Origin of the sequence: Salinarimonas rosea DSM 21201 (assembly GCF_000429045.1) — a bacterium.
GTDB classification, from domain to species: Bacteria; Pseudomonadota; Alphaproteobacteria; order Rhizobiales; family Beijerinckiaceae; genus Salinarimonas; species Salinarimonas rosea.
Window position 1 is genome coordinate 1 of sequence record NZ_AUBC01000012.1, and the last position, 21,452, is coordinate 21,452.

General features: G+C 69.2%; 19 protein-coding genes and 4 pseudogenes. 6 read left to right on the forward strand and 17 right to left on the reverse strand.

The annotated features are described in order from the left end of the window. Positions 1–491, reverse strand: a 491-nt coding sequence (locus G407_RS26900; RefSeq protein ID WP_210163101.1) for a DDE-type integrase/transposase/recombinase, incomplete at its 3' end; no start/stop codon positions are given. A 135-nt stretch (positions 492–626) separates the two neighbouring features. On the opposite strand from G407_RS26900, the gene G407_RS0110030 reads away from it, so the two are divergent. The 4 genes from G407_RS0110030 to G407_RS0110045 are packed head-to-tail and all read left to right on the forward strand — an operon-like array spanning position 627 to position 3,619. After that, on the forward strand, positions 627–1,694 hold the full coding sequence (locus tag G407_RS0110030; protein WP_029030699.1) for an ABC transporter substrate-binding protein: 1,068 nt from the start codon (positions 627–629) through the stop codon (positions 1,692–1,694). Beyond that, a complete protein-coding gene (locus G407_RS26905; RefSeq protein ID WP_043539475.1) occupies positions 1,694–2,458 on the forward strand; it encodes an ABC transporter ATP-binding protein in 765 nt (254 codons plus the stop codon). Before G407_RS0110030 ends, G407_RS26905 begins: the two co-directional genes overlap by 1 nt. Then, entirely contained in the window at positions 2,455–3,210 is a 756-nt protein-coding gene (locus G407_RS0110040; protein ID WP_156917541.1) for an ABC transporter permease, read from the forward strand. Before G407_RS26905 ends, G407_RS0110040 begins: the two co-directional genes overlap by 4 nt. Before the next feature lie 31 nt (positions 3,211–3,241). Beyond that, positions 3,242–3,619 (forward strand): SaoD/DsrE family protein, encoded by a 378-nt coding sequence (locus G407_RS0110045; RefSeq protein ID WP_029030701.1) that lies wholly within the window; start codon positions 3,242–3,244, stop codon positions 3,617–3,619. Positions 3,620–3,701: 82 nt separating this feature from the next. Here the strand turns inward: G407_RS0110045 and G407_RS26910 are convergent. From G407_RS26910 to G407_RS0110090, 7 genes and pseudogenes are all read right to left on the reverse strand, one after another. Further along, a pseudogene (locus G407_RS26910) lies at positions 3,702–4,267 on the reverse strand (VOC family protein). 105 nt (positions 4,268–4,372) lie between these two features. Further along, positions 4,373–4,585 (reverse strand): hypothetical protein, encoded by a 213-nt coding sequence (locus tag G407_RS0110055; protein ID WP_029030702.1) that lies wholly within the window; start codon positions 4,583–4,585, stop codon positions 4,373–4,375. A 213-nt stretch (positions 4,586–4,798) separates the two neighbouring features. Continuing rightward, positions 4,799–4,915 carry a superoxide dismutase family protein gene (locus G407_RS31030; RefSeq protein ID WP_084327436.1) on the reverse strand — a complete coding sequence of 39 codons (117 nt, stop codon included), beginning with the start codon at positions 4,913–4,915 and terminating at the stop codon, positions 4,799–4,801. A 530-nt stretch (positions 4,916–5,445) separates the two neighbouring features. Next, positions 5,446–5,610: pseudogene (locus G407_RS32530) on the reverse strand (IS6 family transposase); the annotation flags it as partial. 170 nt (positions 5,611–5,780) lie between these two features. Further along, positions 5,781–6,110: pseudogene (locus G407_RS32535) on the reverse strand (Zn-dependent hydrolase); the annotation flags it as partial. After that, entirely contained in the window at positions 6,107–6,775 is a 669-nt protein-coding gene (locus G407_RS0110085; protein ID WP_029030704.1) for a TenA family protein, read from the reverse strand. The gene G407_RS0110085 and the pseudogene G407_RS32535, both read right to left, overlap by 4 nt. Before the next feature lies 1 nt (position 6,776). Further along, on the reverse strand, positions 6,777–7,619 hold the full coding sequence (locus tag G407_RS0110090; protein WP_029030705.1) for a BtpA/SgcQ family protein: 843 nt from the start codon (positions 7,617–7,619) through the stop codon (positions 6,777–6,779). 26 nt (positions 7,620–7,645) lie between these two features. On the opposite strand from G407_RS0110090, the gene G407_RS0110095 reads away from it, so the two are divergent. After that, positions 7,646–8,542, forward strand: coding sequence for a PfkB family carbohydrate kinase (locus tag G407_RS0110095; RefSeq protein ID WP_029030706.1), 897 nt, complete (start codon positions 7,646–7,648; stop codon positions 8,540–8,542). Between the two features lie 4 nt (positions 8,543–8,546). Here G407_RS0110095 and G407_RS0110100 read toward each other — a convergent pair whose 3' ends face one another. The 6 genes from G407_RS0110100 to G407_RS0110125 are packed head-to-tail and all read right to left on the reverse strand — an operon-like array spanning position 8,547 to position 14,231. Then, positions 8,547–9,314 carry a glutamine amidotransferase gene (locus G407_RS0110100; RefSeq protein WP_029030707.1) on the reverse strand — a complete coding sequence of 256 codons (768 nt, stop codon included), beginning with the start codon at positions 9,312–9,314 and terminating at the stop codon, positions 8,547–8,549. 36 nt (positions 9,315–9,350) lie between these two features. Continuing rightward, positions 9,351–10,427, reverse strand: coding sequence for a phosphotriesterase family protein (locus G407_RS0110105; protein ID WP_029030708.1), 1,077 nt, complete (start codon positions 10,425–10,427; stop codon positions 9,351–9,353). Further along, on the reverse strand, positions 10,424–11,419 hold the full coding sequence (locus G407_RS0110110) for an ABC transporter permease (RefSeq protein WP_029030709.1): 996 nt from the start codon (positions 11,417–11,419) through the stop codon (positions 10,424–10,426). The genes G407_RS0110105 and G407_RS0110110 overlap by 4 nt, the downstream gene beginning before the upstream one ends. Further along, complete coding sequence (locus G407_RS0110115; protein ID WP_043539476.1) at positions 11,416–12,228, reverse strand: ATP-binding cassette domain-containing protein; 813 nt, start codon at positions 12,226–12,228, stop codon at positions 11,416–11,418. The genes G407_RS0110110 and G407_RS0110115 overlap by 4 nt, the downstream gene beginning before the upstream one ends. Further along, positions 12,228–13,178, reverse strand: coding sequence for a substrate-binding domain-containing protein (locus tag G407_RS0110120; RefSeq protein ID WP_029030711.1), 951 nt, complete (start codon positions 13,176–13,178; stop codon positions 12,228–12,230). Before G407_RS0110120 ends, G407_RS0110115 begins: the two co-directional genes overlap by 1 nt. A 33-nt stretch (positions 13,179–13,211) precedes the next feature. Continuing rightward, entirely contained in the window at positions 13,212–14,231 is a 1,020-nt protein-coding gene (locus G407_RS0110125; RefSeq protein ID WP_029030712.1) for a LacI family DNA-binding transcriptional regulator, read from the reverse strand. Between the two features lie 412 nt (positions 14,232–14,643). Between G407_RS0110125 and G407_RS32845 the strand changes: the two are divergent. After that, a pseudogene (locus G407_RS32845) lies at positions 14,644–15,314 on the forward strand (IS6 family transposase). A gap of 11 nt (positions 15,315–15,325) precedes the next feature. Here G407_RS32845 and G407_RS31715 read toward each other — a convergent pair. The 3 genes from G407_RS31715 to G407_RS30385 form a co-directional block, all read right to left on the reverse strand. Beyond that, positions 15,326–15,496 (reverse strand): hypothetical protein, encoded by a 171-nt coding sequence (locus G407_RS31715; RefSeq protein ID WP_156917542.1) that lies wholly within the window; start codon positions 15,494–15,496, stop codon positions 15,326–15,328. Positions 15,497–15,975: 479 nt separating this feature from the next. Next, positions 15,976–16,338 carry a response regulator gene (locus G407_RS0110145; RefSeq protein ID WP_029030715.1) on the reverse strand — a complete coding sequence of 121 codons (363 nt, stop codon included), beginning with the start codon at positions 16,336–16,338 and terminating at the stop codon, positions 15,976–15,978. Next, a complete protein-coding gene (locus tag G407_RS30385) occupies positions 16,335–21,029 on the reverse strand; it encodes a PAS domain S-box protein (RefSeq protein ID WP_052341196.1) in 4,695 nt (1,564 codons plus the stop codon). Before G407_RS30385 ends, G407_RS0110145 begins: the two co-directional genes overlap by 4 nt. Positions 21,030–21,452: the final 423 nt, after the last annotated feature.

The window sequence follows — 21,452 nt, forward strand, 5'->3', positions numbered from 1 at the left end:
CGACCGTACACGACCTGCTCCTTGAAGGTGCGGAAGAGGCGCTCGATGACGCCGTTCGTCTCGGGCTGGGCGACGAAGGCGTAGCTCGGCGTGATGCCCCAGGCCTTCACCTGGTTCTGGAAGTCGTCGGACATGAACGCGCTGCCGTGGTCGTGCCGCAGCGCGAGCCCCCGCGCGGCGTCACGCTCGATGTGGCCGAACTGCTCGGATACGGCCATGCTCATGGCCTGGAGTGCCTCGTGCCGGGTGCCGTGCTTGGTCACGTGCCAGCCGACGAACTCGGCGTTCCAGTGCTCGGCGACGCCGAAGAGCCAGACCTTGCCGTGCTCCACGGTCGTGACCTGGGTGGCGTCGATCGCCCACATCACGTTCGGCGCGTCGGTGACGATCTTGCGGTCGTGCGTCTCCTCCGGGCCGACTGCGGTCTTTTCCAGAGCCGCGGCTGGGCGCTTGCGTGGGGGAGCCAGCGGGGTCGGGCAGATGTACGCCACCCACACTGCTGGACTTGGTTATTTCACAAAGGGATTATGTACAAATTCTTAAATCACGGCTTAGGTTGACAATTATCTTTCGCAGCGCCAGGTAGGAGGGTGTCGCCGTTTCGCGAAGCCGACAGGAGACTTGCCATGGGCTGCTGCGATGATCCGTTCACCCTTGCTCCGTCCGAGCCCTTGCCGGCCGGCTCTCCCAACGTGAACCGCCGCGGCGTGCTGAAGGGTTTCGCGGCGGCGGCGGGCTCAATCGCGGCTCTTGCCGGCGCCAAGCCGGCCCGCGCGCAGGCCCGTGCGGTCCGGCTCGCTTTCTGCAGCCAGCTCCTGTGCATCATTCCTTACGAGGTGGCGCGTGCGAAGGGTCGTTTCGCCGAGCAGGGTCTCGAGGTCGAGCTCGTCTACACCCGCGGCGGCAACGCGGCCATGCAGGCGCTCGTCGGCGGCGCCGTGGACTACGCGGCGACCTCGCTCGACGTCGCCATGCAGGCCTTCGCCCGCGGCGCGCCGATCCGCCGTTTCGCCACGACCGGCCAGCTCCCGCTGTTCGCCCTCGCCACCGCTCCGGCGCGTGCGGACGAGATCGGTGCGATCGAGGACCTCGCCGGGAGGACGGTGGGCGTCTCGGCGCTCGGCAACGCCGACCACGCGCTGATGCTCTACCTGCTCGAGCGCGCGGGGGTCGAGCCGACGAGCGTCCAGTTCGCGACGCTCGGGCCGAACATCCTCGAAGCGCTTCGCCAGGGCCAGATCGACGCCGGTCTCGTCCAGGAGCCCGCGTTGACGCTCGTGATCGAAGCCGGCGGGCGGACCCTGGTCAACGCGATGGACGTGGAGGATGCGCAGCGCTTCCTCGGCGGGCCCTACGAGTTCATGGGCGTCGCGGTGCGCGCGGACGAGCTCGAGGAGCGGCGCGAGGAGATGCGCAAGCTCGCGCTCGGCCTGCGCGACGGTCTCGGCGATCTCCAGCAGATGTCTCCGGACGAGCTCGTCGCGACGCTGCCTTCCGAGCTGACCACCGGCGGCAACCTCGAGGAGCTCGCACGGATCATCGAGCGCTATCGCGAGTCGCTCTATCCGCAGGACGTCGCGATCGATCTCGAGGCCGCGCAGCGGGTCGCGGCGACGCTCGCGGTCGCCGGCCTGGTGCCGGCGGATCTCGTCTACGCCGAGCTGTTCGACACCTCGATCGTCGAGGGCGGCTGATGCTTCGCGCCCGCGACGTCACGCTCTCCTACGGGGGCGAGCCGGTTCTAGAAGGCGCCGGCGTCGAGCTCGACGCCGGGCAGTTCGTCAGCCTGGTCGGCCCGTCCGGCTCCGGCAAGAGCAGCCTGCTGCGCGCCGTCATGGGCCTGCAGGACATCTCCGCCGGAACGATCGAGACGCCGGGCCTCGCGCGTGACGAGATCGGCATCCTGTTCCAGGACGACGCGCTGCTGCCCTGGCGCTCGGCCGTCGACAACGTCGCGCTCGGCCTGCGCCAGCGCGGTGCGTCCCGGGCGCAGGCGCGCGAGGAAGCCGAGGGCTGGCTGGAGCGGCTCAAGCTCGCCGGCCTGGGCGGACGCTATCCGCGCGAGCTCTCCGGCGGCCAGCGCAAGCGCGTGGCGCTCGCCCAGGTGCTGGCCCTGCGCCCGCGCCTCCTCCTCATGGACGAGCCCTTCGCCTCCCTCGACGCGATCGTGCGCGCGCGGGTGACGCAGGACGTCGTCAATCTCGTCGAGAGCGAGGGGATCGGCGTGCTTCTCGTCACCCACGATCTCGAGGAGGCGATCGCCCTGTCGGACAAGATCTATCTCCTCTCGAACGGGCCGCGCGCGCGGGTCTCGCACGAGTACCCCGTGCCCTTGCCGCGGCCGCGCGCCCTGATCGCGGCGCGCACGCATCCGAAATTCGCGCCGCTCTACGGGCGCTTGTGGAACGACCTGTCGGAGGCCGTCGAGGGGCCGCAGCCCGCGCGGGAGGCCGCATGACCACCGTCTTCGACCGGATTTGGGTGCGCCAGGTCACGGCGCTCGCGATCCTGCTCGGGCTCTGGGAAGCCGCGGGCGCCGCCGGCATGCTCAACCCGCTCTACGCGCCGAGCCCGAGCCAGATCGGGGCGGCGCTCGTGCAGCTGTTCTCGGACGGATCGATCTGGCCCCACGTGGAAGCCACCTTCGCCGCCGCGATCGGCGGGCTGGTGCTCGGCGTCCTGGTGGGTGTCATGCTGGGCGCGGCCGCGGCCCTGGTGCCGCTCGTCGCTCAGCTGCTCGAGCCCGTGATGATGATGCTCAACGCGGTCCCCCGGGTCGTGCTCGCGCCCTTGTGCGTGATCTGGTTCGGGATCGGCCTCGGGTCGAAGGTCGCGCTCTCCTTCGTGCTCGTGGCCGTGCTGATCTTCTTCACGGTCTACACGGGCATCAAGCAGGTCGACCGGCGGCTGGTGGAGCGCGTGCGCACGCTCGGCGGGAGCAGCTGGACGGTGCTTCGCGAGGTCTACATTCCCTTCGTCGCCGCCTGGATCATGGGCAACCTTAAGGTCGCCGTCGGCTTCGCGTTCACCGGCGCCGTGGTCGGCGAGTTCGTCGGCGCCAGCCGCGGGCTCGGCTACCTGCTCTCCTTCGCGCAGAGCACGTTCAACGCGGCTCTGATGCTCGCCCTCGTCTTCCTCATCATGGGTTTCGTGCTCGCGATCTTCGCGGCCGCCGGCCGCATCGAGCGCCGGCTGCTGCGCTGGCGCTGAGCCCTGCATCAGCCTAACGGGAACTGCTTCGATGAAGGTCGCCTACGTCTTCGCCGTCGCCAACGCCTCGACGTTCAAGCTCGCCGGGATGGTGCTGCCTCAGCTCGAGGCGGGCAACCACGGCGCCGAGGTGGTCGGCATGATGTTTTTCGATGACAACATCCTGTGCCTGCGCGCGGGCGATCCTGTCGGCGAGAGGCTCGCGAAGGTCGCGCGCGAGCGCAACATCCTGCTGATGGTCTGCGATCAGTGCGCGTTGCGCCGTGGCTACGCCGAAGGTCCCGAGCATGCCTGCGGTACGGGCGCGGTGAAGGCCAAGGGCCTGGTCGATGGCGTCGTTGCAGGCTGTTTTCCACAGCTCTACGAGGCTCTGTCGGGCAACCCGCCGGATCAGGTCGTCACACTCTAGCGCCGAGGTGTGCCCGATCGGTCGAAGACGACGCAGGTAGAGGGTGACGTGATCTAGGCGAGACCTTGGAGCGGCCCTGCTTTCAGTCCCGCCCTCGCGTGAGCGTCGCCCGCGAGCGGTCGACGAGAGCCTCAATCGCATCGGCCAGATGCGCCTCGGCGATGGCATAGTCGCCGCGCGCCACCCGGATCCCGTGCGCTTCCATCAGCACGTCGGCGTGCGTGTGCCCGTGCGGCGGGTCGAAGCGGTAGGATGCCAGCTCGATCAGCATGCCCAACGGATCTTGGAAATAGATCGAGTCCATGAAGCAGGATCCTTGACGCCGCTGTGTGCGATTCCTCGCTCGCCGAGCCGCTCGACGGCCTGGCGGAAGGTGACCCGGGAGACCGCGAAGGCGATGTGATGCACGCATCCGACCTCGGTCGGCGTCCGCTCGGAGGCGGGAGTGCGGCGTTCGTCGCCGAAAACGGTGATCAACCTTCCATCGCCGGGATCGAAGTAGAGGTGGCTCTCCTCCGCACGGTCGAGGTTCGGCTGCTCAAACACGAACGGCATGCCCAGCACGCCTTCCCAGAAGTCGATCGACGTTCGGCGATCCGCCCCGACCAGCGTGATGTGGTGGACGCCCTGAGATTGAAGCTTTCGCATCGGTTGTTCTCTGTCTTGGCGGCCGGATCGAAAGGCCGATGCCACGGCCGCGCGATGACGCGCCGGGAAGCTTCGGGCGGGCGCCCGCCCGGAGCCGAGTCCTCGTCAGTGCCCGTGACCGGTATGGTGCTCGCAGGTCACCGCCCGGTTGAACGGCATCAGCGCGCCGGCCGGGTTCTCCACGAACCAGATGTGATGATCCCAATGCGGCATGAAGCCGCGCGCCTCGTCGCCCGGCGTCTCCGGATCATCGGCCATGTAGTCCCAGGTGCGGCCTGCGAGCACTGGCGGCTCCGAGTTCCCGGAACGATAGGTCATTGCTTCCTCCTGTTCTGGCGGCCGACCTCGTGGAGAGATATCGGTGCGAAGCGCGCCGCCGTGAGTGGCCGCTGCTATCGGCTCTGCGTTACACCGCGTGTTTCGTCCGGCTCACCACCCATTGAAACCGCCCGACCGCCCGCCCACTCCTGAAACCCCAAGCCGCGAACCCGTCGCACCTCGCCGCGCGACGGGTCCTTGCTCAGGGGAACGTCACTCTATCACTCCGCAGGCGATCCTGTCGCCGGCATCGCCGGCAGGCTGGCTCTCGTAGCCGTCGGCGCCGGCGTGGATGATGAGCGCCAAAGCGGTGTTCGGGGGCACGAACATCGTAAAGGGCTCATCGCCGTCGAGCGTGCTGGTGAGGGCCGCCTCGAGAAATCGCGGTGGCGAGCGCCTGCGCCTGAGGGCCCGACTGGACAGTTCGGTAGATCGACAGCGCCTCCTGGGAGGCGACGGGGCCGGCGCTGACCGTCGCCGCAATAGCGGCCGCGGCGCCGATCGCCGAGAGGATTCGCATGGGCTGCTCCCTGTGGCACTTGGGGAGGCGGGTCGGGGTGCGAGTCACTCGGCCCGGTGCATCGCGATCTCGTCCTGCGGGTAGAGGACGGCGTAGCCCGGCAGATCCTCGCTCCACTCGGCCATGGCCTCGAGCGGCACTGTCACAGCAACTGAACCGAGGGCGCACGTCAGCTCGGATCGCGTCCAGATCACGCCGCTGTCGCCATCGTCCGTGCATCCGCCGCCGCGGCCCTGAGGTGGCCGAGGACGGCGGGATGTAAAGAGCCGTTGAAGAGCGAAGGTGTTGTGGACGATGGCATGGGATGAGAGGAAGCGGTTGCGCGCGAAGGCCAGGCCAACTTCGCGACCCAGCAGCGCACGGTCTCGCAGGAGACGTCCAACCCGCGCTCGGGCAGGAGCTCCTCGACGTCGCAGTAGCTCAGCGTGAAGCGCAGGTACAGCCAGACCGCGTGCCGGATGACCTCGGACGGGAAGCGGTCGCGGGCGTAGGAGATCGGCTGCATTTCACGACAATGCCGCCCCGTTCTCCGCCGTCTGTGGATCGGCGTCGGGCTCCCGCGCCGATCGGCGCGGGGTCCCGGACCTGAAAACCTTGCACGAGCTGGCGTCCGTCACGCCCGAGAGGGGTCCCGCCGTAAGCCGAATTGCACGTATCGCCGCCGCCGAGATTCGATGCGTCGACGGCGGCGAGGAACTCGGCGAGCGCGCCGGTCGTGCCGAGAGCTCCGTCGAAGCGCCCGCCCGAGGGCTGGCTGTCGAGATGGCTGCCGATCAGGAGGGGCGGCAGCTCGGCGCGGCGGCCCTCGCGCCGCACGAAGAGGTTCGCCATCGCGTCCTGGAAGACCTGGAAGCCGTGCGCCGCGGCGAGCTCGGCCAGGAGCCGTCGCGCGGCTCTGTCGCCCTCCGAGAGGGCTTAGCGATTGACGCCACCCCTGGGCGTGGCGCCGATGACGGCGAACTCCTCGATGCGTCGCTCGAGCCTCTGCGCGTCGATCTCGATCATCGTGGGCCTCGATCGTTCGTGTCCGGATAGGGCGCGTCGTGGAACGCGATCTCGAGCTCCTGCACCTGGCCGAACACCGCGCTCAGGCGGACCTTCTCGGGTTCGTCGAGATCCGCGGCGGCCGCGTCGAGCTCGCTTTTCAACCACGCGGCCTGCGCCGCGAAGTCGTCGGCGACGTGCAAGGCGACCCACTCGGCGAGCAGGGGATCGGCGATGGCGCAGGCGCTCGCCCGGCGGCACCAGGACCAGTACATCCATTCGGCGGCGAACATCGCCGTGACGATGTCGGCGTAGCTCCCGTCCATGGCGATCGCAAGCATGCCCTCGCGGAACGCCACGACCGGCGCGAGGCTCGTGTCGAAGCGCGCCGGGTCGATGCCTCGGGCGGCGAAGGTCCGCTCGAAATAGCCGATCTGCCGGTTGACGAGGGCGTCGAGCACCCCGACGAGCACGCGCCTCTGCGCGACCGTCCGCGCCTTGGCGGTCGCATAGGCGAAGATCGCGACGGCGGTGTCGACGAAGGCGCCCTCGAACACGAGATAGCGGTCGAACACCGCGGGGGGCAGCCGATCGTGCGCGACGTCGCACACGAAGCGATGGTTGAGCATCGCCTCGAGCACGGCCCGGTTCTCGCGCAGGATGCGTTCCGACAGAGGCTCGTCCATCTCAGCGTCCCAGGGCCGGTCGCGCGGCCTCCACGAAGGCGGCGACCCGCGCCGGATCGACCGGGTTCCACCAGACGCCGTCCTGCTTGAGCGACGACGCGACGATCACCCCGCTCGTGCGCGCCAGGATCTCGGCGACGTTGGTTGCGCTCACGCCCGAGCCGACAAGCAGCGGCAGGTGGGTGGCCGCGCCGATCTCCTCGATCTCCGACAGCGAGGCCGCGTTCCCCGTCCGCTGACCGGTGGCGATCACCGCGTCGGCGTCGAAGAAGGCGAGATCGCGCGTCAGTTCCTGGATGGTGCGGTCGGCGGTGATCGCATGCGCGCCGTGCTTCACGTGGCTGTCGGCGAAGACCTTGACGTGCTCCGCGCGCAGCAGCGACCGGTAGCGCATCGCGGCGGCCGCACGGCCCTCCATGAAGCCTTCGTTGGCGACGTACGCGTTGGCCCACTGGTTGACGCGGATGAACCGCGCGCCCCCGGCCATCGCGACGGCGAAGGCGTGGATCGGCGCGTTGGCCAGGACGTTGACGCCGAGCGGCACGCCGCAGGCGCGGGCGATCCGGTCCGTGACGACGCCCATGAAGGCCGCGGTCTCCGGGCCGATCTCGTCCGGCTTCGAGAACGGGATGTCGCCGTGGTTCTCGACGATCAGCCCGTCGAGGCCGCCGCCGACCAGGGCGTCCGCGTCGCGCATGCAGGCGTCGTAGAGCGCGTCCACCGGCGCCCCGCGATACCGGGGGGCGCCGGGGAAGGGCGGGCAGTGGATCATGCCGATCAACGCCTTCTCCTGCCCGAAAATCTCCTTGATGGCCCCCTGTCCCATAGCCGATACGATCTGCATGGGCGTTTCTCTCCTGAAGGTTCTCGATGCGCGCTTACGTGATCGGCAACATCGCCGTCGACGAAATCTTTTCCGTGCCGTCGATGCCCGAGATCGGGGCGTCCATCCTCGGCCGGCAGGCGACCCGCGATCTCGGCGGCAAGGGTGCGAACCAGGCGATCGTGATGGGGCGCTGCGGCCTGCCCACGACCCTGGTCGCCGCGGTCGGCGACGACGCGCGGGCGGCGGACATTCGCGGGCGTATCGCCGAGGAGCCGGTGGACGCGCGCATCGTGACGCTGCCCGGGCGCTCGAGCGACGTCTCCCTGATCTTCACCGCGCCCGACGGCGAGAACGCCATTGTCACGACGACGGAGGCGGCGGACGCGCTCTCGCTGGCCGATGCGCTCGCCGCGCTCGCGAGCGCCGAGCAGGGCGATCTCGCCGTGCTGCAGGGCAATCTCGGCGAGGAGGTCACGGGGGGCGTGCTGACCGAGGCGCGAAGGAGGGGACTGGTCACCGCCGTCAACCCGTCGCCGCTGCGGGCGCATTTCGACGCGCTCTGGCACCTGGTCGACGTCGCCTTCCTCAACCGCGGCGAGGCGCAGGCGCTCGCCGGCGCCTCGGATCGCCGAGCCGCGTCGCGGCTGATAGAGGCCGGAGCCGGCCACGTCGTCCTGACGCTCGGCGGCGAGGGCGCCTGGTCCATCGGCGCGGGCGGGACCGTGCACGTTCCGGCCGTCGCGACGCCGGTCGTCGACACGACGGGCGCGGGCGACACCTTCATGGCGGTGGCGCTGGCCTCGGCCGCCCTGCGGGGCCGGACTATCGACGCCCGCGCGATCGGCCATGCGGCCGCGGCCGCCGCCCTGACCGTCGGCCGGCGCGGCACGCGCTCCGCGTTTCCCACCACGGCCGAGCTCGCCCGCATCCTCGCCGCCTGAGCCGTCATCGGTCGGACAGCCAGCCGAGCACGTTCTTCCACAGGCGGGCGTAGCCCGGCCACGCGCAGAAGGACGGCGACAGCCAGTGCGGCCCGATGTCGGAGGTCCACGCCGCGGTCCGCCCTTCGCCGAAGCGGCCGGCGACGAGGAGCGGGTGGCCGCCTTCGTCGTCGGGGAGGCGTGCGATGATCTCGACGTCGTCGCGGGTGCGCGGCTCGACCTCGTTGACGCCCAGAAGCGGCGGCCAGTCGCCGGAGAGGCCAGCGACGAGGGGATGGTCCGGCTTGGTCACGACGGGGGTCGCGCCTTCGGGGATCTCGATCCGGTCGTCGTAGGGCAGACAGGTGACGGGCAGGACGTCCTCCACCGGCGTGCGCCGCCACCGGGCCTTGCCGTCGATCCCCTGGAAGGAGAAGTAGCCGCCGACCATCAGCAGGCCTCCGCCCTTGGCCACGAAGGACCTGAGGAGCTTCAGGCGGTTGGGGACGGTCTGGGAATGCAGCCACACCGCCGGCGGCAAGAGGAGCGTGTTCGCCCCGATGTCCGACAGGATGACGACGTCGTAGGCGTCGAGGCCCGCCATCTCGAAGGGGAAGCCCTCCGCCGCCTCGTGGGCCGGCATATAGGTGAGCGCGAACTCGCTGCCCTCGAGCGCCTTCACGAGCGGCTCCGCCCCGAGATGAAAGGTGACGCTGCCGAACTGGTCGAAACCCTTGTAGTGGGTCGCCGAGCTCACCCAGCTTTCACCGACGAGGAGCACGTTCTTCGTCATGGTTCCTTTTCCTTGCGGTGCTTCGCGGATCGCCGGTCAGGCCGTCGCATCGAAGACGGATCGGGGGTTCTTGCGAACGAGGACGTCGAGGGCCGCGTCGTCGAGGCCGTGACGTCTCAAGCGCGGGAGGAAGTGGCGCAGCACGAAGGCGTAGCCGTTGCCGCCGTAGCGGGTGAGCATCATCTTCAGGAAGACGTCCTGCGAGAGGAGGATGCGATCGACGTGGCCGCGCTCGATCAGCCCGACGATCGCCCGCGCCGCCTCGTCGTCGCTCGGGCACTGGACCTGCTGGTCGGCGTAGAAGAAGTCCATGCCGATCATGTCGTAGCCGAGGAACGCGCCGCGCGCCGCGAGCGCGCTCTGGTAGGCGACGTCGGCGTGCGACGGGTTCATGTGGCACAGAACCGTGTGCCGGACCTCGGCGCCCTCCTCCTCGACGATGTCCAGCACCCGCGACCCCAGGCGGAACCACCCGGGCAGGTGCACCATCAGCGGCAGGCCCGTGCGGACCTGGGCGCGCGCCGCGCCCCGCAGGCACTTCTCCTCCGCGGCGGTGAAGTCGGAGGAGACGCCGATCTCGCCGATGACGCCGATGCGCACGCCCGTGTCGTCGACCCCGACGGTGGCCTCCCGGACGATGGCGTCGGCGATGTCGTCGATGCTCATGCCGGCGACCTCGGGCGGATGCGAGCTCTCGAGGTAGTAGCCCGCGCCCATCACGATGTTGAGGCCGGTGGCGCGCGCGGTGCGCGCGAGCGCCTGCGGGTCTCGGCCGATGCCCCGGCAGGTCGGGTCGACCACGGTGCGGCCGCCCGCCTCGACGACCGCGCCGAGCTCCGCGACAGCCAGGGCCTCGTCGTCGAGCGCGACGTTGTGCGCGTTCACGAAGGGATCCTGGCGCAGCTCGCCGAGAATCTCGATGCGGACGGGGCCGGTCGCGAGGTGCTCGCGCTCGGGCGTGCTCGGCGGGTTCCACCAGCACCGGCAGTCGTTGAGGATGTGCTCGTGGATGAGCGTCGTGCCGAGCGCCGCGGCGTCGACGGGCCCGGCGACCGTCATCACCTTGCCCGACCGCACATGGGCCTGCGAGAGCTCGTTCGCGTTCGTCGTCATCGCCGCCCCAGACGGAAGTTCGTGGTGAAGATGCGCGTGTTGAGCCAGATCGCGATCAGGATGATCGCGCCCGTCACGATCTGGGTGAAGAAGGGCGAGATGTGCATCAGGATCAGCCCGTTGCCGATGATCGCGATGGTCAGCGTGCCGAGGATCGTGCCCAGCATGCTGCCGCGCCCGCCCATCAGCGACGTGCCGCCGAGCACCACCGCGGCGATGACCTGCAGCTCGAACCCCACGGCCGCGTTCGAGGAGCCCGAGCCCAGGCGCGCGGCGATGAGGAGCCCGGCGACGGCGCAGGCCACCCCGGAGACGAGATAGACCGAGGACAGCGTCCATTTCGCCGGCATGCCCACCCGGCGCGCGGCCTCCAGGTTGGACCCCACGGCGACGACCTGGCGCCCGTACTTCGTCGAGGCGATGACGACGTAGCCGATCACCGCGATCGCCGCGGCGATCAAGGCGGGAACCGGAATGCCCAGGACGATGCCGCGGCCGAGCGACAGGAAGCCCGGCACCCCCGTGATCGGGATCGAGTAGCCCTGCGTCAGGTACAGCGCGACGCCCCGCACGATTGAGAGCCCCGCCAGGGTCACGATGAAGGCCGGTATGCCCTGGTAGGCAATGAACCAGCCCTGGAACAGGCCCACCGCCCCTCCGAAGGCGAGCATCGCGAGGACGACGACCGGCCACGGCACGCCCGCAGCGAGCAGGATCGCCGCGAGCGCGTTGACGAGAGCCACCTGCGAGCCCACCGACAGGTCGATGCCGCCCGTGATGATGACGAAGGTCATGGCGATCGCGACGATCAGGATCGGCGCGGCCTGCCGGATCACGTTCAGCATGTTCCCCACCGTGAGGAACGTGTCCGTCGTCACCGTGAAGAAGATCATGCAGGCGACGAAGAAGGCCGCGATCGACAAAACCTGCGCATGCTCGCCCAGGAAGTCGAGGACAGGTGCGCCCGCGGCGCGCTCCGAATAGGCGGTCAATGGCGCTCTCCACCGACGATGAGCTTCACGAGATCTTCGAGATCGGTCTTGCCGATGTCGCGCTCGGCGACCTTGACGCCCTCGTACATGACGGCGATGCGGTCGCAGACGCGAAACAGGTCCTGCAGGCGGTGCGTGATGAGGATCACCGACACCCCCGTCGCCTTCACGCGGTTGATGAGCGACAGAACGGCCTCCACCTCGGCGACGGCGAGCGCGGAGGTCGGCTCGTCCATGATCAGGACCCGCGGGTCGAACGAGGCGGCGCGCGCGATGGCGATGGCCTGGCGTTGCCCGCCCGAGAGCTTCTCGACCTTGGCCGACAGCCGCGGAATCCGGATGTCGAGGCTATGGAGCATGGCCCGGCCTTCCTCGAGCATGCGCGCGCGGTCGAGGAAGGGTCCCATCGTCCGCTCCCGCCCGAGGAACAGGTTGCCCACGACGTCGATGTGGTCGCACAGGCTCAGGTCCTGGAACACCATCTCGATGCGCCGCGCGCGCGCGTCCGCCGGGCCCGACAGGCGCACTGGCGCCCCGTCGATGGCGATCGTGCCGCCGTCGGGCTGGTAGGTACCCGAGATGATCTTGGTGAGGGTGGACTTGCCGGCCGCGTTGTCGCCCACGAGCCCGAGGCACTCTCCCGGGAAGAGGTCGAGATCGACGCCGCGCAGGGCCTGGTGGGAGCCGAACGTCTTGCGGATGCCGCGCAGCGAGACGCGCGGCGTCCTCTCCGCGCCGGCGCCAGACGGCCGGGAGAGATCCTCTCTCCCGGCCGCGGCGACGGCGCCTCCACGGTCGCCGTCGCCCATCACTGGAAGATCGCCCGGAAGTCGTCGACGTTCTCCTGCGTGACGATGGTCACCGGAACGGAGATGGTCTCCTCGACGCTGCCGCCCTCCGAGAGCGTCACCAGCGCATCCACGGCGGCGGCGCCCATGGCCGCGGGATCCTGCTGGATCACGGCCACCACGTGGCCGGCGTCGATGCCGGCGATCGCCTGGGCTGTCAGGTCCCATCCGAACAGGCGGACGTCGTCCTGCCGGCCCTGGCTCTCGACGGCGGCGATGGCGCCCATCAGCGCCGGCTCGCCCGTGGCGTAGACGGCGGTCATGTCGGGGTTGGCGGTCATCAGGTTCTCGGCGGCGGTCAGTGCGATGTCCTGCACGTTCTGGCCGTCCACGACGCCCGCCGTCTCGATCCCGTCCGCGCCCGCGATCTCGCTCTCGAAGCCTTCCTGCCGCACGTTCTGGATGAACGAGTTCAGGGCCCCGACGATGCCGATCTTCGCCTCGCCGCCCATGTCGGACTGCACGTAGTCGACGAAGAACGCGCCCATGTCGGCGCCGGCCTGGGCGTTGTCGACGCCGATCTGCGCCGCATGGGGACCTTCGGGCAGGATGGCGTCGATCGCCACGACCGGGATGCCGGCATCGGCGGCCTGCTGGACCGCGGGCATGATGCCGTTGACGTCGATCGCCACGACGGCGAGGCCGTCGACGCCCTGCTGGATGTAGGTCTCGATCGCGCTGTTCTGGGCGGCGGGATCGTTGTTGGCGTTGAAGATCACCAGGTTGACGCCGGCCTCGTCGGCGGCGCGCTGCGCGCCCTCGTTCATCTGGTTGAAGAACAGCGCCTGCTGGTTGATCTGCACCAGCGCAAAGGTCTTGTCCTGCGCGAGGGCAGGGCCCATCGAGAGGCCGGCCAGAGCCGTCGCGGCGGCTGCAGCTGCTAGAAGGCGACGATTGGTTTCCCAAGTCATGTGTTCGTCCTCTGTCTGTCGTTCCCCGTTGCCTTATGGTTTCGAAGGCGGCGCAACGGAATTCCGCACGACGATTTCGACAGGCAGCAGCTCTTCGCCCAGCCGGGCGTCGACGTGCTGGCTTTCGAGCAGGACGGCCAGGGCGCGCTGGCCGAGCGCGCGCACCGGCTGCCGGATGGCGGTCAGGGGCGGCGCAAACAGGTGAAGCGGTCCGACGTCGTCGAACCCTATCAGCGAGACGTCCTGCGGAATCGAGACGCCTTGGGCCCGGAACACCTCGATCATTCCGATGGCGATCTCGTCCGAGCTCGCGAAGACCGCGGTCGCGGGCAGTCCGTCGTCGAGGAAGCGGCGGGCGACCGCCCGCCCGAAGGCGGTCGTGTACTCGCCCTCCTCGCGCAGGAGCACGACCTCGCCCGCGGACGCATCGGCGATGGCCCTGCGAAGTCCCTCGAAGCGGCGCATCGTGCTGATCATGGCGCCCGGGCCGCCGACGAAGAGGATGCGCCGATGGCCGTGCTCGGCGAGGTGGAGCCCGGCCAGGTAGCCGCCGGCGTAGTTGTCGCAGAACAGCTTCGGCGCCTCCGCTCCGGGCACGTCCTCGTCGACGACCACCACCTTGCCGGTCCGGTTGATGAGCGCAGCCAGGCCGCCGTCGTCGGGATGGTTCGTGACGAAGACCAGGCCGTCGACGTGATTGCGCTCGAGCATGCGGAGATAGGCGATCTCGCGCCCCGGTCGGTTGAGCGTGGCGAACAGCGACAGCGCTTGCCCCCGCCGATCCGCCTCCTCCTCGGCCGCGGCGACCAGGGCGGCGAAGAACGGGTTCGCGATGTCCGGGACCACCAGCCCGATCGTATCCGAGCGGCCACGGCTGAGCCGGCGCGCGTGCGGGTTAGGCTCGTATCCGAGCTCGCCGATGGCGGCCTCTATGCGCCGCCGCGTCGTCGCCGGGAGTTCGAGCGACCCGTTGAGGAAACGGGAGACCGTCGTCACCGAGACGCCGGCGGCGAACGCCACGTCCTTCAAGCCGGCCGTCCGCTCTCGCGACATCCCGCCCCCCGTTCAGACTGCGAGGTCGAAAACGCCCTTGGTGAAGCGCTTTACCTGAGTTGAAACCGCACGAACACCGAAGTCAAGGAGCTTTTTCGCCCTTTGTGCGTCGGTCATCGACCGTCAGCACGAGCGGGTGCGGCCCGCGCGCCGGCGTTCCCGCGCGGCCTGCCGGGCGCGCCTCTACCGCACGCGCCCGACAGGCCCCGTTTGTGCGAGGACGAGATCCGTGTAGGGGCGCTCCAGGTGGCGCCCGCGACAGGCGAGGAGCGCTTCGGCCATCCGCAGCCGCTCGCCGGGCGCTGTCACGCCGGGCATTGTCACGCAAAGAGCTGACGGGTCAGGAGCGGGGCGGTATTGTCGTGGAATGCAGTCGATCTCCTAAGCCCGCCACCGCTTCCCGACCGAGGTTATCAGTCCCGGGGTCTGGCTGTACCTGCGCTTCAGGCTTAGCTACCGCGACGTCGAGGAGCTCCTGGCGGAGCGCGGGCTGGACGTCTCCTACGAGACCGTCCGCCGCTGGGTCGTGAAGTTCGGCCCGGCCTTCGCCCGCAACCTGCGCCGGCCGCGGCCGCGGGCGTCGGACACGTGGCACTCGACGAGGTGGTGATCGCAATCGGGGGCCGACGCATGTACCTGTGGCGTGCCGTCGACCGCGAGGGCGAGGTGCTCGACCTGGCTGGTCCAGCCCAGGCGCGCCAATGCGGCCGCCGTGAAGCTTAGCTGCTGAAGAAGCAGGGCTGCGCGCCTCGGCTGCTCGTAACGGACAGGCTTCGCTCCTACGCGGTGGCGAAGCGCGAACTCGGCCCCGCCGCGCGCCACGAACAGGGCCTGCGCGCCGAGCCCCCGTGGCCGACCATGTACAGTCCGGGCCCGAACGGGTTGGCGATGTCCGCGATCTCGACCGGCGGAAGGGTGCGTCCGGCGAGCGCTCGGCCGGCTTACCAGCCGCCGACGCCGAGGAGGGCGACGGCGACGACCGCCGAAATCCAGCTGGTGGCGCTCGCGGGAAGAACTGCCGGCCGCGTGTTCCAGATGGCAACCGCGCGAATTGCGACGATGACGTCCCAAGCGACGCCGTAGGTCCGAGGCAATCACCACGCCGGCACCCCACATTGCGAAACGAGGGCGAGGCCGAGAAGGAAGGCGCCCACCCCCGCGGCCTGCAGCCCGAAGCCGACCACGCTGCCGGCGGGCAGGAGCGCGAGCCACGCGAGCAGAAGGAGAGGCAGGGCGACTTGTACGGTGAGGATCAACAAGGTCACGGCACCGTCTCCGATACGTCACCCGGGTCCTGGGTCATGCGCCAACGCCGAGCGGTGTTCCGGTGACCGCCTGATCAAGCGACGGCTTCTCTCCGTGCGCGCGACACGCGTTTCGGGCGGCATTGCCCCGAGCCCTTCGGCGAGGCGCAGAGCGGCGCGTATGCCGAACCGCGCGCCCTGGCGCCCCGGATCGAAGGATTAAGTGGCACATGAAGTACGCCGCAGAATCTTGTCCTAGGGCAGGGTTGAGGCTGTTGGGCCGGGCGGGTGCTGAGTGGTGTGGCGCTCAACAATGCGAGTGCGACGGCACGCTTGATCCTTGCGAGGCAGTAGGCTGGATAGGTTTCAACACACTGCTCGAGCAGGGCGGCGACGAGCGTCATGTCTCGTTTGGGCCGACTCCAGTCGTCGCCGAGCCCGCAAGGGTTAAGCCTCGCCGTTCCGAGCGGGTCTCGCCCTTTCGATCTGCAGGATAGGCGCTACCCGAACAGGGCGCGCGCGATCTTCGGCGCGTCGACGGGCTTGCCGCAGCGGACCACGTCACGGTAGCGGGACGGGATGCTGGCGGCGTCGTATCCCGTCGTGAAGACGAAGGGGATGCCGCGCTCCATCAGGGCGTCGGCGACGGGGAAGGCCATCTCGCCGCGCAGGTTGAGGTCGAGCACCGCCCCATCCAGCCGCACGGCGTCCTCGATGAGGTCGAGGGCGTCGTCGATGTCGCCGCTGGGTCCAACGACCTCCGCCCCCTTTTCCTCCAAGCCTCTGGCGAGATCTTCCGCCAGGAAGAACTCGTCCTCGACGACGAGGACCCTCCGGCCCTTCAGGCATCCCGTTTCGGTCATCGCGGCCTCCTCGTGCGCCGTTTCTTCTTGTCGAGCGGCAGGTCGATCGTGCAACGCGCGCCCGCCGGCCCGAGTTCGTAGCGCGTCTTCGCGCCGAGGGCGTAGGGAAGGGCGCGCTCGATCAGCTCACGCCCGTAGCCCCGGCGCCCCGGCTCCTCGTCGGCCGGTTCCTGGTCGACCCGGGCTTCCTCCCCCGGCGCCTCGGCCCCGATCTCGGTCCAGGTCAGGGCGAGCCGCCGGCCGCCGTCCTCCTCGTCGCAGACGCGCCACGCCACGGTGAGGCGTCCGCCCTCGCGCGCCAGGGCGCCGTGCTTGCGCGCGTTGGTGGCGAGCTCGTGGAGGCCGAGCGCCAGCGTCTGCACGATCGAGCTTCGCAGGCGAACGGGCGGACCGTCGAGCACGATCCGGCCACCGTCCCCGTCCGCCGCGCCGAGTGCGTCCAGTTCCAGGCGGATCAGGCTCTCGATGGTGACCGGCTCCTCCTCCGCGCGCGACAAGAGGCCCTGCACGCGCGCGAGCGCTTCCAGGCGATGGTCGAACTCGGCTCTGAACGCCTCGGTCGGCCCGGTCCGGGCCATGGTCTGTTGGGCGATCGAGCGCACCACCGCGATCAGGTTCCGGGTCCTGTGCTGGAGCTCGGCGACCATGACGTTCTGTCGCTCCTGAAGCTCCTTCAGCTCCTGCACGTCGGTGGTGGTGCCGAGCCATTCGATCACCCGGCCATCGTCGTCGAGGACCGGCGCGGCGCGGCTGTGATGCCAGAGATGCGCGCCGTCGCTGCCCCGCCGCACCCGGTACTCCACGTCGAGGCCGCCGGCGGGCGCGGCCCGGCTCCAGGCGTCCGTCGCGGCGGCGCGGTCGTCCGGGTGAACGGCGTCGAGCCAGCCGCGACCCAGGCTCTGATCCGCGCCTTGTCCGGTGAAGTCCTGCCATTGCGGGCTCGACCAGGTCCACCAGCCCTCGTCGCCGGAGCGCCAGACCAGCTGGGGGATGCCCTCCATCAACGTCTCGAGCTTCTGCTCGGTCTCGCGAACATCGGTGAAATCGTGCCCGATGCCGCCGATCAGACGGACGTTGCCGGCCTCGTCGAAGATCGGGAAATCGGTGTTGCGGATCCAGCGCACGACGCCGTCGACGGGCCGGCGGATCCGGTACTCGAAGGTGACGTGCTCGCCGCCCCGAACGCGCGCCATCAGCCGCTCGATCCTCTCGCGGTCGTCGGGCTCGATGAGATCGAGCCAGTCACGGTAATTGTCGTCGGCTAGGGCCTCCTCGCGGGAGACGCCGTAGATGCGATCGAATGCGGAGGTCAGGTACTCCCATTGCAGGCTGCGGGCGTCGCGAATCCAAAGGACGTCCTGCGACGCCTCCCCGAACTGGCGCAGGCGCTCCTCGCTCTCGCGCAGCGCCGCCTCCGCACGCGCCCGTACCAGTTCCGCCCATAGCCGCTCCGTCACCTCGTGCACGAGCGAGACGTCCTCATCGGTCCAGCGGCGTGCCTCGTCCTGGTGAATGCTCACATTCACCTTCAGCTCTCCGTCGACGAGAAGCGGGACGGTAAGCAGCGCCTGCACGCCGATTTCCGAGATGGCGGCGAGATCGGGGCGCTCGAGGTCGGGATTGCTTGCATCATCGATGCGCACGGATAGGCCCGCCCGCAGGTCCTGAAGTATGCTCCCTTCATAGTCCTCCAGCCGCAGCACGGACGGAAAGGGCCGGGCGCCGTTGGCGAACCAGCCGTGAAAGATGTTGGCGATCCCCTTGGTTTCGTCGAACTCCGCGAACATGACGCGCGAGGCTTCGAGGCGCTCTCCGAGGAGGCGGGCCACGACTTTGATCACCGCGTCGGCATCCGAGTGGGCGCGCATGGCATCGCCAAGCGCCAGCAGGAACGCCTCTCGCTCCTGGCTCTTCCGCACGGCGATCTCGGTCCGGACCTTCTCCACCGCGACCCAGACCCGCTCCGCCGTCTCGCGGATCAGCTCCATCTCGAGATCGGTCCAGGGGTGCGTGTGCAGGTCGTGCACGGCCAGGATGGCGACGAGCCTGCCGCCGCGTATGAGCGGGATGCCGGCGCCCGCCCTGATCCCGTAGAAGGCGTAGGCTTCGCGCTCTTGCGGCGTGGGCCGCGGGTCCGTCAGGAGGTCGTCGCTTCTGAACGGGCGACCGGCCTCGAAGTCCTCCGCGACGAAGCTGCCGAACTGGCCGATGCGGTACTTCAGGTCGAGGAGCGGGAGGCCGTCGGCATAGCCGATGCCGTCCGCGGTGTAGTATTCGCCGCTCGCGTCGACCTCGTGGTACTGCGCGCGGCTGACGCCGAGATGCGGGCCGAGAAGCTGCATGGCCGCGGCCTTGATGTCGTTCGGCCGCTCGAGCCGCTGCAGGAGATCGCTGAGCCTCAACAGGAAGCCCTGCCGCTCCGCGCTCGCGCGCAGCGTTTCCTCGGCCTGCTTCCTCGAGGTGATGTCGTTGAAGACGATGGCGACGAAGCGCCCCTCCTCGTCGACGCGCGAGAAATAGACGTCGAACCAGCGATCGACGTCCTGCTGGTAGTCTTCCACCCGGATCGGCTCGCCGGTCTTGGCCACGCTCCTGTAGCGCTCCAGCCACACGTCCTCGACGCCGGGCAGCATGTCCGTCACCGACCGGCCCACGACGTCGGTGATCCCGCCTTGGCGTTCGTAGGCCGCGTTCACCTGACGGAAGATCATGTCGACGATCTCGCCATCGTCGTCGTAGATCATTTCCACGATGGCGAGGCCCTCGTCGATCTTGTCGAAGAGGGTGCGAAACTTGTTCTCACTTTGCCGGAGGGCCTCTTCGGCGCGCCTGCGCTCCGTAACGTCGGCAAAGAGCACCGCAACGCGCCTGCTCTCCGGGTCGCCGATGCGGAAGATGTTGAGGTCGAAAATGCGATCGAGGACAGGCTCCTCCTCTTCGAGCCGTAGCGCTTCACCCGTCTCGACCACGCGGCCATAGATCTGCGCCCACCGGGGATTGGGCGAGCCCAACAGCTCCGTTGCGCGCTTCCCGACCGGGAACGGCATCGACGTGTGCTTCATGAAAGCCGGGTTGACCTCCAGAAAGAAAAAATCCGACCATTCTCCGGCGTCGTTGCGGATGACCTCGACGACCGCGTAGGCCTCGTCCATGGCTTCGAACAGGGTCCGATAGCGTTCCTCGCTTTGCCGCAGGGCGGTTTCGGCCTCTTTCCGTTCGGTCACGTCGCGCCAGAACGCGGCCAGACCTTCGGGTACCGGAAAAGCGCGCATCTCGAGCCATTTCACGCCGCCGCCCGGAAATTCATGGCGATGCTCGAGCGCAACGGGCTTCTGTTCGGCGAGGGCGCGCTTGTAGAGGCGCCCGAGTTCCGTTTCCTCGGAACCGGGGTAGGCCTCCCAATGGGTCCGCCCGCGGATCTCCTCCAGCGGGCGCCCGTCGAGCCTGAGCGCCGCCTCGTTCTGGGTGATGATGCGAAGATCGTGATCCATCAGGCCGAAGGCTTCGCCCATGCGATCGAGCACGTTGCGCAGCCGGAACTCCTTCTCGCGCAGCGCCTCCTCGGTAGCCTTCCGCCCCGTGACGTCGAGGACAACGCCGCGGATCAGCACCGGTCGCCGTTCGCCGTTCGCTTCCGTGAACTCGACCCTGCCGTTCACTTGAACCCAGCGCACCTCGCCGGCGGGCCGGACGATCCGGTGCTCGTGAGAGATGACGCCGCCATCGTGCGGATCGAGCGCCGTCGCAAACATGTCCGCGACGGCCTCTCTATCGCCGGGGTGGATGAAATCCGGCACGACACCGGCGGGCGTCGGCGGCCGGTCGTGCGGGTAGCCGAGAATGTCGCGCATCTCCGGCGACCAGTAGAGGGTCCCGGCGCGCCGATCCTCCTCGAAAACGCCGACCTTCGCCGCCTTCGCCACCTCCTTCAGGCGCGTCTCGCTCGACCGCAGCTCCGTGACGTCCCGGATCGCCAGCAGGATCAGGTCCAGGTGATCGAGGCGCCGGCCGTTCAGCACCATTGCCCGCTCGCCGATCGTCTCGAAGCTGTGGGTAACCTCGTAGTCGTCGAAGCTGCTCTGCCGTGGCAGCACGTCCTCGAGGAGCCGGCGCAGCTCGGGGATGTCCCACTGGCCATTGCCGAGCTCGTAGAGCAGGCGGCCCTCCGTCTGCGCCGGCTCGACGCCGAAGGTCTCGTAGAACGCGGCGCTGGCGGAGCGGACGCGCAGGTCGGGGTCGAGGATCAGCAGCCCTTCGCGGACGCTGTCGACGAGCTTGTCGGCCATCTCGATCCGCCCGATCAGCTCCGCGCGAAGCGATTCCCGCTCGGTGTCGTCGGAGATGGCGAGGAGGATCAAGTCGGGCGCCTCGGCGCGGGCGATCCGCCGCGCGCCGACATGCATGATGCGCCGGCCGATCCGCTCGAACGCGTGCTCGACGCGGTAGTCCGAGACGGTGTTCTTCTCGGGCAGGATCTCGCCGAGAAGGCGACGCAGCTCGGGGATGTCCCACTGCCCGTTGCCGAGATCGTAGACGAGGCGGCCTATGGTCTCCTCGCGGCTGACGCGGAACTGCCGCAGGAAGGCGTCGTTCGCGGTCTCCACACGCAGGTCCGCGTCCAGGGCCAGAAGCGGCAAGCGCACCGTCTCCAGGATGGCGCTGGAAAGCGCGTCGTCTTCCGGCAACGTCATTCACGGCCTTCCCGAGCGAGCGGCGTCGAGGCCCGGTGGTGCGCCAGCATGCGCCGCGCCATCTCGCCCTCGCCCGACCGCCGGGCGTCCGGCATCTCCATCGTTTCGTCCCGCATCGACCCTCTTGTTTCCGGCGTTCCACCGCCTGGATAACGCGCCACCGCCCATTATCGCACACATTCGCCACATTTTTTCGTTCGGCCTCGTCGCGATCGGGCGGTGGGCGTGCATCGGGCCGGCGGTCGATGCGCCGCGCAGATGCCGCGGGGCCGCCCTGGCGGGGAGGGCGGTCGAAAGACGGCGTAGGACCGCTACCGACCTGCCGGCGCCGAGGCGCTCCTCGAGTGAGTGCGTGCTCGTCGGCCGGACGAGATCGCTCGTCGCGCACGAGGTCCGGGCTGTCGATGCTTGCCTGGACATGCC

What these genes read in the sequence shown, in the direction of transcription:
- G407_RS0110030 (WP_029030699.1), top strand. Translation starts at nt 627, where the DNA reads ATGGGCTGCTGCGATGATCCGTTCACCCTTGCTCCGTCCGAGCCCTTG.
- G407_RS26905 (WP_043539475.1), top strand. Translation starts at nt 1,694, where the DNA reads ATGCTTCGCGCCCGCGACGTCACGCTCTCCTACGGGGGCGAGCCGGTT.
- G407_RS0110040 (WP_156917541.1), top strand. Translation starts at nt 2,455, where the DNA reads ATGACCACCGTCTTCGACCGGATTTGGGTGCGCCAGGTCACGGCGCTC.
- G407_RS0110045 (WP_029030701.1), top strand. Translation starts at nt 3,242, where the DNA reads ATGAAGGTCGCCTACGTCTTCGCCGTCGCCAACGCCTCGACGTTCAAG.
- G407_RS0110055 (WP_029030702.1), bottom strand. Translation starts at nt 4,585, where the DNA reads ATGACCTATCGTTCCGGGAACTCGGAGCCGCCAGTGCTCGCAGGCCGC.
- G407_RS31030 (WP_084327436.1), bottom strand. Translation starts at nt 4,915, where the DNA reads ATGTTCGTGCCCCCGAACACCGCTTTGGCGCTCATCATCCACGCCGGC.
- G407_RS0110085 (WP_029030704.1), bottom strand. Translation starts at nt 6,775, where the DNA reads ATGGACGAGCCTCTGTCGGAACGCATCCTGCGCGAGAACCGGGCCGTG.
- G407_RS0110090 (WP_029030705.1), bottom strand. Translation starts at nt 7,619, where the DNA reads ATGCAGATCGTATCGGCTATGGGACAGGGGGCCATCAAGGAGATTTTC.
- G407_RS0110095 (WP_029030706.1), top strand. Translation starts at nt 7,646, where the DNA reads ATGCGCGCTTACGTGATCGGCAACATCGCCGTCGACGAAATCTTTTCC.
- G407_RS0110100 (WP_029030707.1), bottom strand. Translation starts at nt 9,314, where the DNA reads ATGACGAAGAACGTGCTCCTCGTCGGTGAAAGCTGGGTGAGCTCGGCG.
- G407_RS0110105 (WP_029030708.1), bottom strand. Translation starts at nt 10,427, where the DNA reads ATGACGACGAACGCGAACGAGCTCTCGCAGGCCCATGTGCGGTCGGGC.
- G407_RS0110115 (WP_043539476.1), bottom strand. Translation starts at nt 12,228, where the DNA reads ATGGGCGACGGCGACCGTGGAGGCGCCGTCGCCGCGGCCGGGAGAGAG.
- G407_RS0110120 (WP_029030711.1), bottom strand. Translation starts at nt 13,178, where the DNA reads ATGACTTGGGAAACCAATCGTCGCCTTCTAGCAGCTGCAGCCGCCGCG.
- G407_RS0110125 (WP_029030712.1), bottom strand. Translation starts at nt 14,231, where the DNA reads ATGTCGCGAGAGCGGACGGCCGGCTTGAAGGACGTGGCGTTCGCCGCC.
- G407_RS0110145 (WP_029030715.1), bottom strand. Translation starts at nt 16,338, where the DNA reads ATGACCGAAACGGGATGCCTGAAGGGCCGGAGGGTCCTCGTCGTCGAG.
- G407_RS30385 (WP_052341196.1), bottom strand. Translation starts at nt 21,029, where the DNA reads ATGACGTTGCCGGAAGACGACGCGCTTTCCAGCGCCATCCTGGAGACG.